Origin of the sequence: Helcococcus sueciensis DSM 17243, from assembly GCF_000423145.1 — a bacterium.
GTDB lineage: Bacteria > Bacillota > Clostridia > Tissierellales > Peptoniphilaceae > Helcococcus > Helcococcus sueciensis.
This window is the reverse complement of record NZ_AUHK01000021.1, coordinates 14,387-30,456: the sequence shown is the minus strand read 5'-3', so window position 1 is coordinate 30,456 and position 16,070 is coordinate 14,387. Positions and strand designations below refer to the sequence as shown.

Sequence of the window (16,070 nt, the reverse complement as noted above, 5' to 3'; positions counted from 1 at the left end):
TTCATTTGCAAGGTTGAAGTGTTTAGCTGTCTCTCTAAGCGTAGTGTTATTGATTTGCCTATATTGTATTACAGATAGCTTAAATTCACTAGTAAATCTATTATTTTTTGATTTTTTAGATAATTTATCAAAACCTCCTGTTTTATATTTATCTATCCAGTTTCTCATAGTTGAATATGGAATATCATATTTTTTAGCTACATTTTCATAACCTCCAGACTCACCTGTCAAGTACTCCATAACTAATTTTATTTTAAATTCTTTTGTGTATTTTGGCATACAAAAACCCCTCCATCCATATTCCGGATTTTGGGGTTCAGGTCACAATCTCCTCTTTTTTTTTGTATTAATTTATATAATAAGATACATTACATTACTGTTGCTGCCCCTTCATATACAATTCCTGAGAATGCATCAAGTGTAATAATATCACCATCTTTGATTCCTTTACCTTTAACTTCAGAACCTATTATAGCTGGTAATTTATAATGTAGAGCTGTAATAGCTGCATGTGATGTCAATCCACCTTGCTCAATTACTAATCCTGATGATTTTTCTATATATTTAATCATTTGAGCATCTGTATATTTAGCTATAATTATATCTCCATCTTCAAACTTACTTTCAAGTTCTTCAGCTGTATTTACAACGCAAGCCTTGCCCACTACTGCAGCTTTTCCTATTGCTTGACCTTGAGCCAATACATTAGCAACAGTATGAACCTTAATCATATTTGTAGTTCCTTTAGTTGCAACTGGAATACCTGCTGTTAAAACTATCAAATCACCTTCATTGATATATTCATTTTTTAAAGATTCTGAAATTGAATTATCTATTAATTGGTCTGTTTGTTCTACTTTTCTTGTATGAATTGGCTGAACACCCCAAACTAATTCTAGTTTTCTTGCAACTCTTTCTATATGTGTAGTAGCTATTAATGGATTATCTGGTCTAAATTTTGAAATTGCTCTAGCTGTAGTTCCAGATGTTGTAGCTGCAATAATAGCATTTGCTTTTAATTGTCCAGCAATTCTTGAAACAGAGTTTGAGATTGCATTTGTAGGATCATTTTCAATCCATTCACTTCTTGAAGCGACAGCTTTTTTGTAATCAATTGAATTTTCAATATATTTAGCAATTCTATTCATAGTAGCAACTGCTTCTGATGGGAATTTACCTGCTGCTGTTTCTCCAGATAACATAATTGCATCTGATCCATCTAGAATAGCATTTGCAACGTCATTAACTTCAGCTCTTGTAGGTCTTGGATTTCTAATCATAGAATCTAGCATTTGTGTAGCTGTAATTACTGGTTTTGAAGCTATATTACATTTTCTTATAACTTCCTTTTGAACTAGTGGTACTTGTTCATTTTGAATTTCAACACCTAAGTCCCCTCTAGCAACCATAATTCCATCAGAAACTTCGATAATTTCATCTAAATTATCAACACCTTCTTCTGATTCAATCTTAGAAATAATGTGTACATCTTCTCCGCCACATTCTTCTAATACTTTTCTAATAGCTAATACGTCATCTGCTTTTCTAATAAATGAAGCTGCTATAAAATCTATTTTATTTTCAACACCAAATTTAATATCTGCTATATCTTTTTCTGTTAAAGCTGGTAAATTAATCTTTATACTTGGAGCATTAAGTCCTTTTCTATCTTTTAATTCTCCGTAGTTAACTACTCTTGTATAAATTTCTGTATCTTCAATCCCTTCAACAATAAATTCAACAAGACCATCATCTATAAGTATTCTTGAACCTACAGATAAATCACTTGGAAGATCTTTGTATGATACGGATACAATTGATTCATCACCAACTATATCTCTTGTAGTAAGAGTAAACTTATCTCCAGCTTTTAAGTTAACAGTCATTTTATCTTTAAATGTTCCAATTCTAATTTCTGGCCCTTTAGTATCAAGCATAATAGGTGTATGAGTACCTAATTTTTTTCTTGTCTTTTTAATATTATTAATCCTTACTAAATGTTCTTCATGATCCCCATGAGAAAAGTTCAAACGAGCAACATTCATACCTGATTTAATAAGTTGTTCTAACATTTCTACAGATTCACTTGCTGGTCCTATTGTACATACGATTTTAGTTTTTTTCATTTTCACTCCTAATTTGCTAACATATTTGCTATTGTATAAAGTTCTCTATTAAATTCTGATTTAGTATTTACAGCTTCTGTTATTGGAAGATTGTAAATTTTTCCATCTTTAATTCCTACCGCTTGTGAACTTTGGCCTTCCATCAATAATTCAATTGATTTCACTCCCATTTCACTTGCAATCATTGCATCATACGCAGATGGGCTTCCACCCCTTTGTACATGACCAAGAATTGTAAGTTTAGTTTCAACTCCTGTTTCAGATTCTATTTTTTCCACTATTTCTTTAGAGTTTCCTACACCTTCAGCAACAACTATTATATGGTGTAACTTGCCTCTTTTCTTTCCTCTACGCACTCTTTCTATTACTTGTTCCATATCAACAGGGACTTCAGGAACTAATATAGATTCTGCACCACCCGCAACACCGGCATAAAGAGCAATGTCACCGCAATGTCTTCCCATTACTTCAACAACATTACCTCTACCATGTGATGATGATGTGTCTCTTAATTTCCAAATAGCTTCTTTTACAGTTTCTACAGCTGTTGTGTAACCTATCGTAAATTCTGTATATCCCATGTCATTATCGATAGTACCAGGTATTCCGATTGTCTTAATTCCTCTTTCATGAAGAATATTTGCACCATGGAATGACCCATCTCCACCGATTACTACAATTCCTTCTATACCATAACTTTCAATTACTTTTACAGCTTTATCTTGACCTTCTTTTGTTCTAAACTCTGATGATCTAGCAGAACCTAAAATTGTTCCACCTTTATGTATTATATCAGCCACGGAAGATACATTCATTTCATAAATGTCGCCTTTTATTAATCCATCATATCCATTTCTGATACCTTTAACTCTTAATCCATTAGCAAATGCCGCTCTTGCAGCAGCTCTTATTGCAGCATTCATTCCTGGTGCATCGCCACCAGAAGTTAAAATACCAATAGTTTTCATCATGCCTCCTACTTTATTACAATATTATCATCGCCTAAAATAGCTTTTAACTCCAACAATAAATTCTCATTATTCAAATCTACTGTAATATCTTTTAATACTCCGTATTTGTTAGTATCATAAAAATATATAGTCACCTTGGAATTTCCTCTATATTTGTTTAGTAACGATTTAACTTCATTATATATTTTATTATTTTTATAACACATTTTCAAATATAGCTCGCAATTATCTTTAATTATACCATTTTTTTCATTAGATTTCATAAAATTTTCTTCATTTATTTCTCTAACTGATCTCATTATTACGCTTGGATTCTCTACATCAGATATTTGTAAATTACCCTCAATTAATATTGCATTATCTTCTAATAAAATACTTTTATACTTTTCATAAACTTGCGGAAATACAACTATATCTATAGTTCCATAATTATCCTCTACCTGTAAAAATGCCATAGGATCATTTTTTCTAGTTAATATTCTATTTATATTCGTAATTATTCCACCCATTGTAACATTTTTATTATTTAGATTTTCCTTTTCTATTAAATCAAGTGTTGTAAAGTTAATATGTCTTTCCACCATTTTTCCATATTCTGCATATGGATGATCTGAAATATAAACACCCAAATATTCTTTCTCATATCTTAAAAAATCCATCTTCTTGAACTCATCCATTTTAGGTATATTTATATGATTTTCAGTTTCTTGAAACATGCTAAACATATCTTCTTGACCTTGAATATTATTTTTATCACGGTTGTTATATGAAGCTAACAAATCAATATATATATTTTGCATTTGTGATCTTTTTAGTCCAAAATCATCTAATGCGCCTGATAAAATCATAGCTTCTAAACTTGATTTATTAATATTTACATCATCTCTATTTGACATTCTGTCTATAAAGTTTTCAAATGATGTAAATCTTCCTTGCTTTCTTTCTTTTACTATTGTTTTAGAAAGAGAATTTCCTACTCCTTTAATAGTTGAAAGTCCAATCCTTATCTTTTTATTTTCTACGGAGAATTTTTGATAGGAATAATTTACAGATGGAAGAAGTATCTCTATATCGAGTTTTTTAGCCTCTTTTATATATAAATGAACCTTATCTGTTGAGCCCATTATCGAAGAAAGTAATGAAGCCATAAACTCATGTGGATAGTTCTTTTTCAGATACGCTGTTTGCATCGCTACATATGAATATGCCGCTGAGTGAGATTTATTAAATGCATATTTCGCAAAATCAATCATTAAATCATATATCTTATTCGCAACCTTTTCATCAACACCGTTTCTAACAGCTCCTGCAACTTGAATTTCTCCATCTTCAATCCTACCATGAATAAAGTATTCTCTATTTTCTTCCATGATTGACATTTTCTTCTTACCCATAGCTCTTCTTAGATTATCAGCTTCACCTAAACTAAAACCCGCTAATTTTTGCACTATTTGCATTACTTGCTCTTGAAATACAATTACTCCGTATGTAGATTCAAGTATAGGTTTGAGTAATGGGTGTAAATATTCAACAAATTCTGGATTGTGTCTATTTTTAATATAATTAGGAATTTCATTCATTGGACCTGGTCTGAAGAGTGAATTAGCCGCAATTAAATCATCAAACCTAGTTGGTTTCAACTCTTTTAAAAAGGCTCTCATACCTTCCGATTCAAATTGAAAAATTCCTATAGTATCACCTTTATTAAATATCTCCATTACTTTTTGATCATTTACATCAATTTCATTTATATCAATTTCAATTCCGTAATTATATTTAACAAGATCTACAGCGTCTTTAATTACTGTTAAAGTTCGTAATCCTAAGAAGTCCATCTTCAAAAGACCTAGCTCTTCTAGTTCAATCATATTATATTGTGTAGATATCTGATCACCCGTTCTTAAAAGCGGTACAAATTCGTCTACAGGCTTTGATGCTATTACTATACCTGCAGCATGAGTTGAGGTATGTCTTGGCATCCCTTCTACTGCTCTTGCCATATCTATTAGTTCTTGATTTATTTTGTCTTGTTTATATGAATCTTGAAAATCTTTGGAAACTTTTAACGCCTTATCGATTGTCATATTGATTTCTTGAGGAATTTGTTTAGCAATCTTGTCAACTCTTGAAAGTTCAATATCTAAAACCCTACCTACATCCCTTATAGAGTTTCTTGCAGCCATAGTTCCAAAAGTTACTATTTGAGCAACTTTTTCCTCTCCATACTTTTTCTTTACATATTCAATTACTTCATCTCTTCTCTCATAATCAAAGTCAATATCTATATCTGGCATAGAAACTCTTTGAGGATTTAAAAATCTTTCAAATAGTAAGTCGTATTCTAAAGGGTCAATCCCTGTAATGTCCAATGCATATGAAACTATGGAACCGGCAGCAGAACCTCTTCCCGGCCCTACCGGTATATCATTTTTCTTTGCATAGTCTATAAAATCCCAGACAATTAAAAAATAGTCTGTAAATCCCATTTTATTTATCATTTCAAGTTCAAAATCTACTCTAGTCTTGATTTCATCAGTAAATTCAGAATATTTTTTTTCAATTCCCTTATATACAAGTTCTTTTAAATATTCAAAATGATCTTTATCTACTTCAAAAAAAGGAAGATGCATTTTGTGAAATTCAAAATCCACATTACACATTTCAGCTATTTTATTTGTATTTTCAATAGCTTCAATATCATCAGGAAATAACTCAATCATTTCCTCTGATGATTTTAGATAAAATTGATCATTTGGAAACCTCATTCTTTTAGGCTGATTTACTGTTGAACCAGTTCCTATACATAGAAGTATATCTTGAGCTTTAGAATCGTCTTGATCTGTATAGTGGACATCATTTGTGATTACTAAAGGTATTCCTGTTTCCTTACTTAGTCTTCTTTGCAAAATATTTACCCGCTTTTGTTCTATTAGTCCATGATCTTGCATTTCAAGATAAAAATTACCATCACCAAATATTTCATTATATTCAAGAGCAGCATTTTTAGCTCCCTCAAAGTCTTCCATTTTTAGATAATCTTGAACTTCTCCAGCTAAACAAGCAGATAAACAAATTATTCCTTGGCTATGCTTTCTTAAATACTCTTTATCAATTCTTGGTTTGTAATAAAAACCATTCACATATGCTTCAGAAACAATTTTTATAAGATTTTGATATCCTGTCCAATTTTTTGCTAGCAGGACTAAATGATATCTCTTTTTATCTTTTGGTGTTTTTGAAAGATAAGAATTTTGACTTATATATACTTCACATCCTATAATGGGTTTAATTCCAGCTTTTTTAGCTTGTTTGTAAAATTCAACAGCACCAAACATTACTCCATGATCAGTGATTGCTACAGCATCCATATTGTAATCTTTTGCTCTTTGAATAACTTTTTCAATCTTACCAAATCCATCAAGTAAACTATATTGTGTATGTAAATGTAAATGTGTAAATTTAGTCATTTTAATCTTCTCTCTTTAAAAAAATTAACTATTATGTTTTTGCATTCCTCTTCTTTTATACCACTAATCACTTCAACTTGATGATTAAATACATTATTACCTACTATATTAAGTACAGATCCTGCAAATCCCCCTTTATTGTCTTTAGCTCCATATACTAAAGTTTTAATTCTACTTTGGATTATTGCTCCAGCACACATAATACACGGTTCTAATGTTGAAAACAGATAACAATCAGTAAGTCTCCAATCTCCGATATGATCTTGAGCCATTTTTATAGCATTTATTTCTGCATGCTCAAACGAGTGGTTTGATAATTCAACGCTATTATGTCCATATCCTATAATTTCATTATTTAAAACCACAACAGCACCAATCGGAACTTCTCCAATATCCTTGGCAATATTCGCTTCTTTTAAAGCTTCATTCATATAAAATTCTAAGTCCATATTTACCTCTTTATAGATTATAACATATAGATATTTTATATTGGCGTATTATAATTTTATATGTATTAATGTTTACAGATTTTTATCATAGTATGTTTTAATTATTTTAAATATATTTTTTTAAATCTTCTACTTTATCTAATTTTTCCCAAGTAAACACTTCTTTATTTCTTCCAAAATGTCCATAAAAAGCTGTTTGCTTAAATATAGGTTTTTGTAATTCCAATTTATCTATAATTGCTTTAGGTCTTAAATCAAATTCTTTTAAAACTATTTCAGTCAATTCATCATCATCAAGTATTCCGGTATTAAAACTATCTACATATACTGAAACTGGTCTTGCAACACCTATTGCATAAGCAACTCCTACCTCTACTTCTTTAGCTAATCCTGCTGCTACAATATTTTTCGCAATATATCTTGTCATATATGAAGCCGATCTATCTACTTTCGAAGCATCTTTTCCTGAAAATGCACCACCACCATGTTTAGCAAATCCACCATAAGTGTCTACTATAATTTTTCTTCCTGTAAGACCAACATCTGAAACAGGACCACCTATCACAAATCTGCCAGTTGGATTCACTAAATATTTAGTATTTTCGTCAATTAAATCATCTCCTATAACTGGTTTTATTACCATTTCAGTTATATCTTTTCTAATCTGTTCTAAATCAACATTAGGATTATGTTGTGTTGACACCAAAACTGTATCAATTCTATTTGGTTTTCCATCTTTATATTCAATAGTTACCTGACTTTTCCCATCTGGTCTTAAATAATTTATTTTATTTGTAACCCTTACTTCATTAAGTTTTTCTATTATTTTACGAGCCATTACAGTTGGCAGAGGCATATATTCCTCTGTTTCATCAGTTGCATAACCAAATATAATCCCTTGATCCCCTGCTCCAATCTTATCATAAGGATCTATACTCTTATCTTTTGATTCCATTGAATTATCAACTCCCAAAGCAATGTCTGAAGATTGTTCATTTATTTGTATAGATATTTCACAAGTATTTGCATTAAATCCATATTCTTCATTGTTGTATCCTATATCATAAATAGTTTCTCTAGCAATTTTCTCTATATCAACTGTAGCATTTGAAGTAATCTCCCCTGCTATATTTACACTATTTCCTGCTACCATAACTTCACATGCCACTCTTGAATTATTATCTTGTTCTAAATATGCATCAAGTATTGAATCAGATATTTGATCACATATTTTATCAGGATGCCCTTTTGCAACCGATTCGGATGTAAGTAACTTTCTCATAAATACCTCTTTTCATTTAAAATAAAAATTCCTCACCAAAAGGTAAGGATTGTTTTTCTTATCTTTCAGCTTCGCTGCAGAATTTAGCACCTAATTTAATAGGTTGCTGGACTTCATAGGGTCTGTTCCCTCCATCTCTCTTGATAAATATTATTTTTTTATAATTTTACATTAGTACTATAAATATGTCAAATATACGAATATTATTGAGCATTAACGCCTTTTAAATCTTCTTTTAATTCAGCTTCAAGCTTTTCTTGTTCTAATAATTCTTTCTGTTTTTGTCTGTCCCTTGCTTCCTTTAGAGAAAATACACATCCACAATAGTTTTGTCTATATATATCGAATTTCTCACAAAGTTCCAATGATCTCTTAAAACCATTTTTCTTTTTAAAATCTGCATATAAATATTTTACATCATATTTATCTTCCAAATTTTCTCCTATTTGATTAATTATTTGTGCATCTTTATGAGGGCTTATTGAAAGTGTAGTTGTAAAATAATCATAACCATGCTTTTTAGCGTATTGAGCTGCCATTCCAAGTCTAAGCTCAAAGCAAATGGAACATCTAGGTCCTCCCTCTTTATCAAGTTCATGCCCTTTTACAACAGAAAAATATTCTTTTGGATTATAATCAGTCTTAATCAAATTAATTTCATTTACTTTATTCACAAGATTTATAAATCTCTCTTGTTCTTTTTCTCTTTTATAAAATTCTTCAGTAGGATGAATATTTGGATTGTAATATAGAACATCAATATCAAAATATTGCGTTAAATACTCTAGTACATATGTGCTACAAGGTGCACAACAACTATGTAAAAGTAACTTAGGAGTTCTATTATTTTTAGACTCTTCCTTTAAAATTTCTTCAAGTTTTAATTGATAATTAATTTTGTTTTTTTGTTTTTCCATATAATCTCTCCCAAACAATATTTATATTCTATCAAATTGCAAGAGCAAAACCAAATTTTACGCTATATTTTATAGCGTATTTATTTATCAAATAAGATTTATTTCTTTATTATGTTAATTCCAACAAATATTGTTTTCATATCAATAAAAAAAAACATGGCAGAATCCTGCCATGTAATTTTGTAAATTAAAACTATTTTAATTCAACTGTTGCTCCAGCTTCTTCTAATTTAGCTTTTAATTCATCAGCTTCTTCTTGAGAAACTTTTTCTTTAATTGCTTTTGGAGCTGAGTCTACTAATTCTTTAGCGTCTTTTAAGCCTAATCCTGTAACTTCTTTAACTACTTTGATTACGCCTAATTTAGCTGAACCAGCTGAAGTTAATACTACATCAAATTCTGATTGAGCTGCATCTGCTGCTGGTGCTGCTCCACCTGCTGCTGGTGCTGCTGCTACTGCTGCTACTGGAGCTGCTGCTGATACACCAAATTCTTCTTCTAAAGCTTTTACTAAATCAGCTAATTCTAATACTGTTAAACCTTTTACATCTTCAATTAATTGTGTTACTTTTTCTGACATTTTGTCCTCCTAAATTATGCTTCTTGTTCTTTTTTTTCTTTTACTGCGTTTAATGCATAAACGACATTTCTAATAGTTCCTTGCAATACATTTGCAAATCCTGATATAGGTGCATTTAAGCCACCTAATACTTGAGCTATCAATACTTCTCTTGTTGGTAATTTAGCTATAGCTTTTACGCCTTCAACATCAACTACCTTGCCATCAATAAATCCAGCTTTTACTACTAATTTTTCATTATCTTTAGCAAAATCTACTGAGATTCTTGGTCCAGCAGCCATATCATCGTTACTGAATACAAAACCATTTGGTCCTTTTAAGTACTCTTCATAGCCTTCATATCCTAATTCTTTAAGAGCGATATTAACCATTGTGTTTTTATAAACTTTATAGTTAACACCTTCAGCTCTATACTTTGATCTTAATTCGGATACTTGTTCTACAGTAAGACCACGGTATTCTACGATTGATATAGATTTAGAGTTTTGAATAGCTTCTTTAATTTCGCTTACCACTTCTTGTTTCAATGATAATGCTGAATTACTCACTTTCCACCTCCATAGTTTCGGCTACTATGAACAATATTTTTTTATAAATAAAAAACTCCTTGGACATAAAGACGCAAGGAGATCAATAATCATGTATCGCTCCTATATAGGAAATTAAGATTTCTCACCTATAGTCTATGGTAGCCTATTTAATTTACTAGAACATAATAGCATATTATATAAAAATATGCAAATTATTATTTTATAATTCCATCAATTTAGCTGTATTTAACTTAATTCCAGGTCCCATTGTTGATGTTATTGTTACTGATCTTAAGTATTTACCTTTAGCTGATGCTGGTTTATCTTTAATTACAGATGCAATTAAAGCTTTTACGTTTTCTGCTAATTGCTCTTCATTGAAGCTTGCTTTACCAACAGCTACGTGAACAATATTTTGTTTATCTGTTCTATATTCAACTTTACCTGATTTAGCTTCTTCAACTGCTTTAGCTACATCAAAAGTAACTGTACCAGCTTTTGGATTTGGCATAAGTCCTCTTGGTCCTAATGTTCTACCAATTTTACCAACTTGACCCATCATATCTGGTGTTGCAATTGCCACATCAAAATCTGTCCAAGACTCATTTTGAACTCTATCTATTAAATCTTCACCTGCAAAATCAGCACCAGCATCTAAAGCTTCTTTAGCTTTTTCACCTTTAGCAAATACTGCAACTCTAACTTCTTTACCTGTACCATTTGGTAATACTACAGTATTTCTAACTTGTTGATCTGCATGTCTTGAGTCAACACCTAATTTTAAGTGTAATTCTATAGTTTCATCAAACTTTGCTGTAGCTGCTTTTTTTACTAATTCAACAGCTTCATCAATTTCATAAAATTTTTCTTTATCTACTAAATTTAATACTTCTTTATATCTCTTTCCTACTTTTGGCATTTTTTCCTCCTTGTGGTATATACGGAATATCCTCCCACTAATCTTCTACTGTAATCCCCATTGATCTTGCTGTACCAGCTATTATTCTTTCAGCTGCTTCAATTGATGCTGCATTTAAGTCAGGCATCTTTGTTTCTGCAATTTCTCTTACTTGCGCTTTTGTTAATTGTCCAACTTTTTGCTTGTTTGGAACACCTGAAGCTGTTTCTAAACCTAAAGCTTTTTTAATTAAAACTGCTGCTGGTGGTGTCTTCAAGATAAATGTAAATGATCTATCTGCATAAATTGTAATTACAACAGGAATAATTAATCCTGCTTTATCTTGAGTTTGTGCGTTAAATGCCTTTGTAAATTCCATTATATTTATACCTGTTGGCCCTAAAGCTGTACCAACTGGTGGTGCAGGTGTTGCCTTTGCTGCAGGTATTTGTAATTTAACAATTGATTGTACTTTTTTAGCCATTATTTCCTCCTAAATCGCTAATGTGGTTATGGCGGTTTCCCTCCCACTAAAAAAATGATTATTTAATATCTTCAAATGCAATTTCTGCTGTTGTATCTCGTCCCATAAAGTCAATAACAACTTTTGCAAATTGCTTTTCATAATTGATGTCTTCAACTATTGCTGTAAATCCTTCAAATGCTCCCTTAACAATTTCGATATCTTGACCGATTTTTATATCAATATCTTCAGGTTTTATCTTAACTTGAATTGCTTCTTCATTTTCAATACCAAAATCTCTTATCTCTTTTGCACTTAAAGGCACAGGATCCCCATCTGGTCCTATAAATCCTGTAACACCTCTAGTGTTTCTTACTAAGTACCAGTTTCTAGAATCCACTATCATTTTTATTAGTACATATCCTGGGAAAATTTTTCTTTCTTTTTGAACCTTTTTCCCGCCTTTTTCTTCTGTATACTGTTCCATAGGTACTCTCACATCAAAAATATTGTGTGATTTACCATTTTCAATCATATTCTCAATTTTACTTTTTACTTTATTTTCGTGTCCAGAATAAGTATGAACAACATACCAATTCACATTTTCAATATTTTCGTTGTCCATTGCTTCTCCTTATTAAAGTGTAAATGATAAAACAAATCGGAATACTAAGTCTATTAGTTTAACTACTATAGAAACTCCTACAATAGCTGCTAAAACAACTAAAGTCATATTAATTACATCTTGTTTTTTTGGCCATGAAATCTTTTTATATTCTGATTTCATTCCTTTAACAAGACCTTTTTTTCTTGTCTCAGTCATTGTTAACTCCTATTTAGTTTCTCTATGAATTGTGTGTTTACCACAGAATGGGCAATATTTCTTTAGCTCAATTCTGTCTGTAGTATTTCTTTTATTTTTCATAGTGTCGTAGTTTCTTTGTTTGCATTCTGTACATGCTAATTTTACCTTGTCTCTCATGACTACCTCCTACGTTATATATTATCGGACGGTAACTCCGATACATCGTTAGATTTTATATCATTATCCTTTAAAAGTCAAGTAAATATCATGATTTTAAATACTTTTTTTATTTTAGTAATTGTTTATCACAAATTTACTATTTATTGTCATTATCCTGCTGTGTAATTATTGATTTATCAGTGTCCTTTAATATACAAATTTATTAATTCAAAATTAATCCGTTTAATCGTGATTTTATGAATCAATATAAGCTAAAATCAACGTAATTTAAATCTCTTTGGAGCTAAATATTTTAAGCCTAAGAAACCTAATATTATATATATAATTGAAAATACTATCAATGAAACAAATATATATTGAATTATACTGCTTGACATCATAAGATATGCAGACATATATATAATATATGTTAAACCATTATATAATGGATTTTTAATTTCTAAATCCTTTGTAAATGGTTGAATAATATAATAGGCAAATAAATAATGAAGTGAGAAAAATAGCACTCCAAGTATACCTGAAGCAAGTGATATCAACAAATGCTCTGTGCCGAGTTGATAACTTTGATTAATACATATTATCATAATCATCATTAGTATAAATGGTATACTTTGATTTTTTAATAATTTCACAAATCTAATTTTCATCGCTTCCATTATATATTCTGGTTTTCTATAGAAATTTGATTTCATCAATGGATAGTCCATATTGTAGAAACAATATTTTATAAAGTAGTTTCCACTAAAAGTAAAATAGCAAGATACAAATAAAATCACAAAATATCCCTTATTAAAAAATTCTACATCGTTCTCTCCTAAAGGTATAAAAAATACACCGATAGAAATAGCAATAAATATTAAACATTTTGTTAAAAATGCAATTCTCGTTTTCTTTTTATAAACTCTATCATGTCTTTTGAAAAATATTTCATTTATAAATTTTCCTAAAATTGGTAGTTTTTTTAACCAGAAAAATATTCCATTAAGCGACTTAATTAAATCATATTCTTGAATAATCAAAACATTTCTAATCATCACTATCCCTCAACGCTTCAACAATTATATTATCATAGTTTTCATCTTTTTCTAGTTTTTCGATTGAATGTAATTGTCCTTTGTTTAATAAAACTATTTCATCACATAAATCTTTTGCAAGTTCTAACATATGTGTAGATACAATCACAATATGATCCCTTTTAAGTGATTTGAAGAATTTTTTTATTTCCTGAGCACTTATAATATCGACTGCTGTTAAAGGCTCATCTAGAAGAATTATTTTTGGTTTTTGTATGTACATTGCAAGTAATGCAACTTTTGATTTCATACCAGATGAATATTCTTTTAATAATTTATGTCTATCTGTTTCGTCAATATTCATTTCATCAAATAATAAATCAACACTTGCTCTTTCATGTGGAGAACTGATATCTGTTATGAATTTTGCGTATTCATAACCTGTTAGAAAATCTGGAAGATATGTTTCTGCAAATATCATTCCAATATCATCAATTGAAGGTGTTATTTCTTCTCCATCAATTTCAAGAATTATTTCTCCACTTTCTTTTTGTAATTCCTTGTAAATTATATTAAAAAGTGTGGTTTTACCAGCACCATTTCTACCAAGCAAACCATAAATTTTTCCATTTTCAAATTCATAACTTGCACCTTTTAATACATCTTTTTTATCAAATTTTTTTTCAATATTTTTTAATATTAATTTCATAATACACCTTATTACTAATACTCCCCTTTTATATCAAAACTATTATCAATAGGACCACGACCTTGACCAATTTGTATATTTGATTTAAGTGCCGCTGTTACATATCTTTTAGCAGCTTCACAAGCCTCAATCAAACTATATCCTTTAGCTAAATTTGATGCTATTGCACTTGATAAAGCATCACCTGTTCCTCTAATGTTTTTTGTTTCTATCTTTTCTCCATATAGCCAATGTCCACCCTCTTTTGTATATAGAAAATCATTAGCATTATCGCCTTCAACACCACTTTTTGTCAAAACATTGCATCCATATTTTTCATATATTTTTTTAGCTGCAATCTCCATATCTTTTTCATTGTAAATTTTCATATCAGCTATAATCTCTGTTTCTTCCTTGTTTGGTGTAATTAAATCAGCAAGTGGAATCAATTCTGTAAGCAAAGTTTCAATAGCATCATCATTTATCAATTGAATCTTCTTTTGTGCCACTATAACTGGATCTATAATTAAATTTTTTGGCTTATATTCTTTTATCTTCTTTGCTGTCATTTCTATTAATTCTTTAGAAAGCAACATACCTGTCTTTGTTGCATCAGGATTTATATCTTGAAATAAATAATCTATTTGCTTTTCAAGAAACTCTGGCTTTGTTTCTTGAACTCCATAAAATCCCATTGAATTTTGTGCACTTATAAGAGTGACTGCTGACATCGCATATACTCCATGAGATGTCATTGTCTTGATATCTGCTTGCATTCCAGCACCACCAAATGGATCACTACCTGCAATAGTAAGTACAATTTTCATAATTCCTCCAATTTAAATATAATTATATATAGTATAATATATTATAGTATATAATAATATTTTTTTATTAATGATAAATTTAATAATTTTAGGAGCTATTTATGAGAGTAATGACTATAAACGCTAGATATATCAATGATTTCGATGAATATCCATGGTCATCTAGAAAGACTGTAATTAAAGAAATGATTGAAGAGTATAATCCAGACTTGATTGGATTTCAAGAAATTATGGATGAACATTTTAATTATTTAACATCTGTATTTAAGGATAAATATCACTTTTATGGTGAGTATAGAGATTTTATCTTTCCTTCAGAAATGAATTTAATATTTATAAAAAAGGATAGATTTGAAGTTTTATCTTCCAATACAATTTGGCTTAGTGAAACTCCAAACAAAAAGTTTTCTATTGGTTGGGATAGTAGTTTAGCAAGAGTTTTATCTTATGTTAAATTAAAAGATTTAAGTAATGGATCGACACTTTATCATCTAAATACTCATTTTGATTATGCTGGAGAAAAAGCAAGAATAAATTCTGCGAAAATGACACTGGATTTAATCAAAGATTTAAATGAAACAGTAGTGTTAACTGGAGATTTTAATTCTACACCTACACATGGTTTTATTAATTTACTGCTTGAATCTGATATACTCGATAATTCATATAATCATTTTAAAGATAAGAAAAACTCTCTTACAATCCATAATTTTACGGATGAAATCAAAGGAGAACCTATAGATTATATATTTTCAAGTAAAGATTTAAAAATAGTTAATAGTGAAATTATTAGATATAAAAAAGATGGAATATTTTCTTCGGATCATTATCATATTTTGGTAGATTTTGAATAATAAAATAGTGGGTTTGGATT

At 29.9% G+C, this 16,070-nt stretch carries 18 protein-coding genes, 1 riboswitch and 1 other annotated feature; of the genes, 1 reads left to right on the top strand and 17 read right to left on the bottom strand.

The window, feature by feature from the left end; translation table 11 throughout:
* The 17 genes from G534_RS0105745 to thiD all read right to left on the bottom strand — a co-directional run.
* The coding region (locus G534_RS0105745) for a helix-turn-helix domain-containing protein (RefSeq protein ID WP_027348280.1) at nucleotides 1-279 on the bottom strand (279 nt) is incomplete at its 3' end.
* A gap of 89 nt (nucleotides 280-368) precedes the next feature.
* Nucleotides 369-2,126 carry a pyruvate kinase gene (gene pyk / locus G534_RS0105740; protein ID WP_156896579.1) on the bottom strand — a complete coding sequence of 586 codons (1,758 nt, stop codon included), beginning with the start codon at nucleotides 2,124-2,126 and terminating at the stop codon, nucleotides 369-371.
* 8 nt (nucleotides 2,127-2,134) lie between these two features.
* A complete protein-coding gene (gene pfkA, locus G534_RS0105735; RefSeq protein ID WP_027348278.1) occupies nucleotides 2,135-3,094 on the bottom strand; it encodes a 6-phosphofructokinase in 960 nt (319 codons plus the stop codon).
* A gap of 8 nt (nucleotides 3,095-3,102) precedes the next feature.
* On the bottom strand, nucleotides 3,103-6,564 hold the full coding sequence (locus tag G534_RS0105730) for a DNA polymerase III subunit alpha (protein WP_027348277.1): 3,462 nt from the start codon (nucleotides 6,562-6,564) through the stop codon (nucleotides 3,103-3,105).
* Nucleotides 6,561-7,013, bottom strand: coding sequence for a tRNA adenosine(34) deaminase TadA (tadA, locus tag G534_RS0105725; protein ID WP_027348276.1), 453 nt, complete (start codon nucleotides 7,011-7,013; stop codon nucleotides 6,561-6,563). Before tadA ends, G534_RS0105730 begins: the two co-directional genes overlap by 4 nt.
* Before the next feature lie 106 nt (nucleotides 7,014-7,119).
* Nucleotides 7,120-8,295: a methionine adenosyltransferase gene (gene metK, locus G534_RS0105720; RefSeq protein WP_027348275.1), complete on the bottom strand. Its 1,176-nt coding sequence runs from the start codon at nucleotides 8,293-8,295 to the stop codon at nucleotides 7,120-7,122.
* 55 nt (nucleotides 8,296-8,350) lie between these two features.
* A riboswitch (SAM riboswitch) is annotated at nucleotides 8,351-8,445 on the bottom strand.
* Nucleotides 8,446-8,498: 53 nt separating this feature from the next.
* Nucleotides 8,499-9,212: an epoxyqueuosine reductase QueH gene (locus G534_RS08035; RefSeq protein WP_034596040.1), complete on the bottom strand. Its 714-nt coding sequence runs from the start codon at nucleotides 9,210-9,212 to the stop codon at nucleotides 8,499-8,501.
* A gap of 193 nt (nucleotides 9,213-9,405) precedes the next feature.
* A complete protein-coding gene (rplL, locus tag G534_RS0105710; protein WP_027348274.1) occupies nucleotides 9,406-9,792 on the bottom strand; it encodes a 50S ribosomal protein L7/L12 in 387 nt (128 codons plus the stop codon).
* A 14-nt stretch (nucleotides 9,793-9,806) separates the two neighbouring features.
* Nucleotides 9,807-10,340: a 50S ribosomal protein L10 gene (gene rplJ, locus G534_RS0105705; RefSeq protein WP_027348273.1), complete on the bottom strand. Its 534-nt coding sequence runs from the start codon at nucleotides 10,338-10,340 to the stop codon at nucleotides 9,807-9,809.
* A 40-nt stretch (nucleotides 10,341-10,380) separates the two neighbouring features.
* Nucleotides 10,381-10,499 (bottom strand) — a sequence feature (ribosomal protein L10 leader region).
* A gap of 43 nt (nucleotides 10,500-10,542) precedes the next feature.
* Nucleotides 10,543-11,241, bottom strand: coding sequence for a 50S ribosomal protein L1 (gene rplA / locus G534_RS0105700; protein ID WP_027348272.1), 699 nt, complete (start codon nucleotides 11,239-11,241; stop codon nucleotides 10,543-10,545).
* A gap of 37 nt (nucleotides 11,242-11,278) precedes the next feature.
* Nucleotides 11,279-11,704: a 50S ribosomal protein L11 gene (gene rplK, locus G534_RS0105695; protein WP_027348271.1), complete on the bottom strand. Its 426-nt coding sequence runs from the start codon at nucleotides 11,702-11,704 to the stop codon at nucleotides 11,279-11,281.
* Nucleotides 11,705-11,762: 58 nt separating this feature from the next.
* Nucleotides 11,763-12,308 carry a transcription termination/antitermination protein NusG gene (nusG, locus tag G534_RS0105690; protein ID WP_027348270.1) on the bottom strand — a complete coding sequence of 182 codons (546 nt, stop codon included), beginning with the start codon at nucleotides 12,306-12,308 and terminating at the stop codon, nucleotides 11,763-11,765.
* 12 nt (nucleotides 12,309-12,320) lie between these two features.
* Complete coding sequence (gene secE / locus G534_RS0105685) at nucleotides 12,321-12,506, bottom strand: preprotein translocase subunit SecE (RefSeq protein WP_027348269.1); 186 nt, start codon at nucleotides 12,504-12,506, stop codon at nucleotides 12,321-12,323.
* 9 nt (nucleotides 12,507-12,515) lie between these two features.
* Nucleotides 12,516-12,665 carry a 50S ribosomal protein L33 gene (gene rpmG / locus G534_RS0105680; protein ID WP_027348268.1) on the bottom strand — a complete coding sequence of 50 codons (150 nt, stop codon included), beginning with the start codon at nucleotides 12,663-12,665 and terminating at the stop codon, nucleotides 12,516-12,518.
* 260 nt (nucleotides 12,666-12,925) lie between these two features.
* Entirely contained in the window at nucleotides 12,926-13,702 is a 777-nt protein-coding gene (locus G534_RS0105675) for a hypothetical protein (protein ID WP_027348267.1), read from the bottom strand.
* Nucleotides 13,695-14,390 (bottom strand): ABC transporter ATP-binding protein, encoded by a 696-nt coding sequence (locus G534_RS0105670; protein WP_027348266.1) that lies wholly within the window; start codon nucleotides 14,388-14,390, stop codon nucleotides 13,695-13,697. Before G534_RS0105670 ends, G534_RS0105675 begins: the two co-directional genes overlap by 8 nt.
* 14 nt (nucleotides 14,391-14,404) lie before the next feature.
* Nucleotides 14,405-15,196 carry a bifunctional hydroxymethylpyrimidine kinase/phosphomethylpyrimidine kinase gene (thiD, locus tag G534_RS0105665; RefSeq protein WP_027348265.1) on the bottom strand — a complete coding sequence of 264 codons (792 nt, stop codon included), beginning with the start codon at nucleotides 15,194-15,196 and terminating at the stop codon, nucleotides 14,405-14,407.
* Between the two features lie 101 nt (nucleotides 15,197-15,297).
* Between thiD and G534_RS0105660 the strand changes: the two genes are divergently transcribed.
* Nucleotides 15,298-16,050, top strand: a complete 753-nt coding sequence (locus G534_RS0105660) for an endonuclease/exonuclease/phosphatase family protein (RefSeq protein ID WP_027348264.1) — start codon at nucleotides 15,298-15,300, stop codon at nucleotides 16,048-16,050.
* Nucleotides 16,051-16,070: the final 20 nt, after the last annotated feature.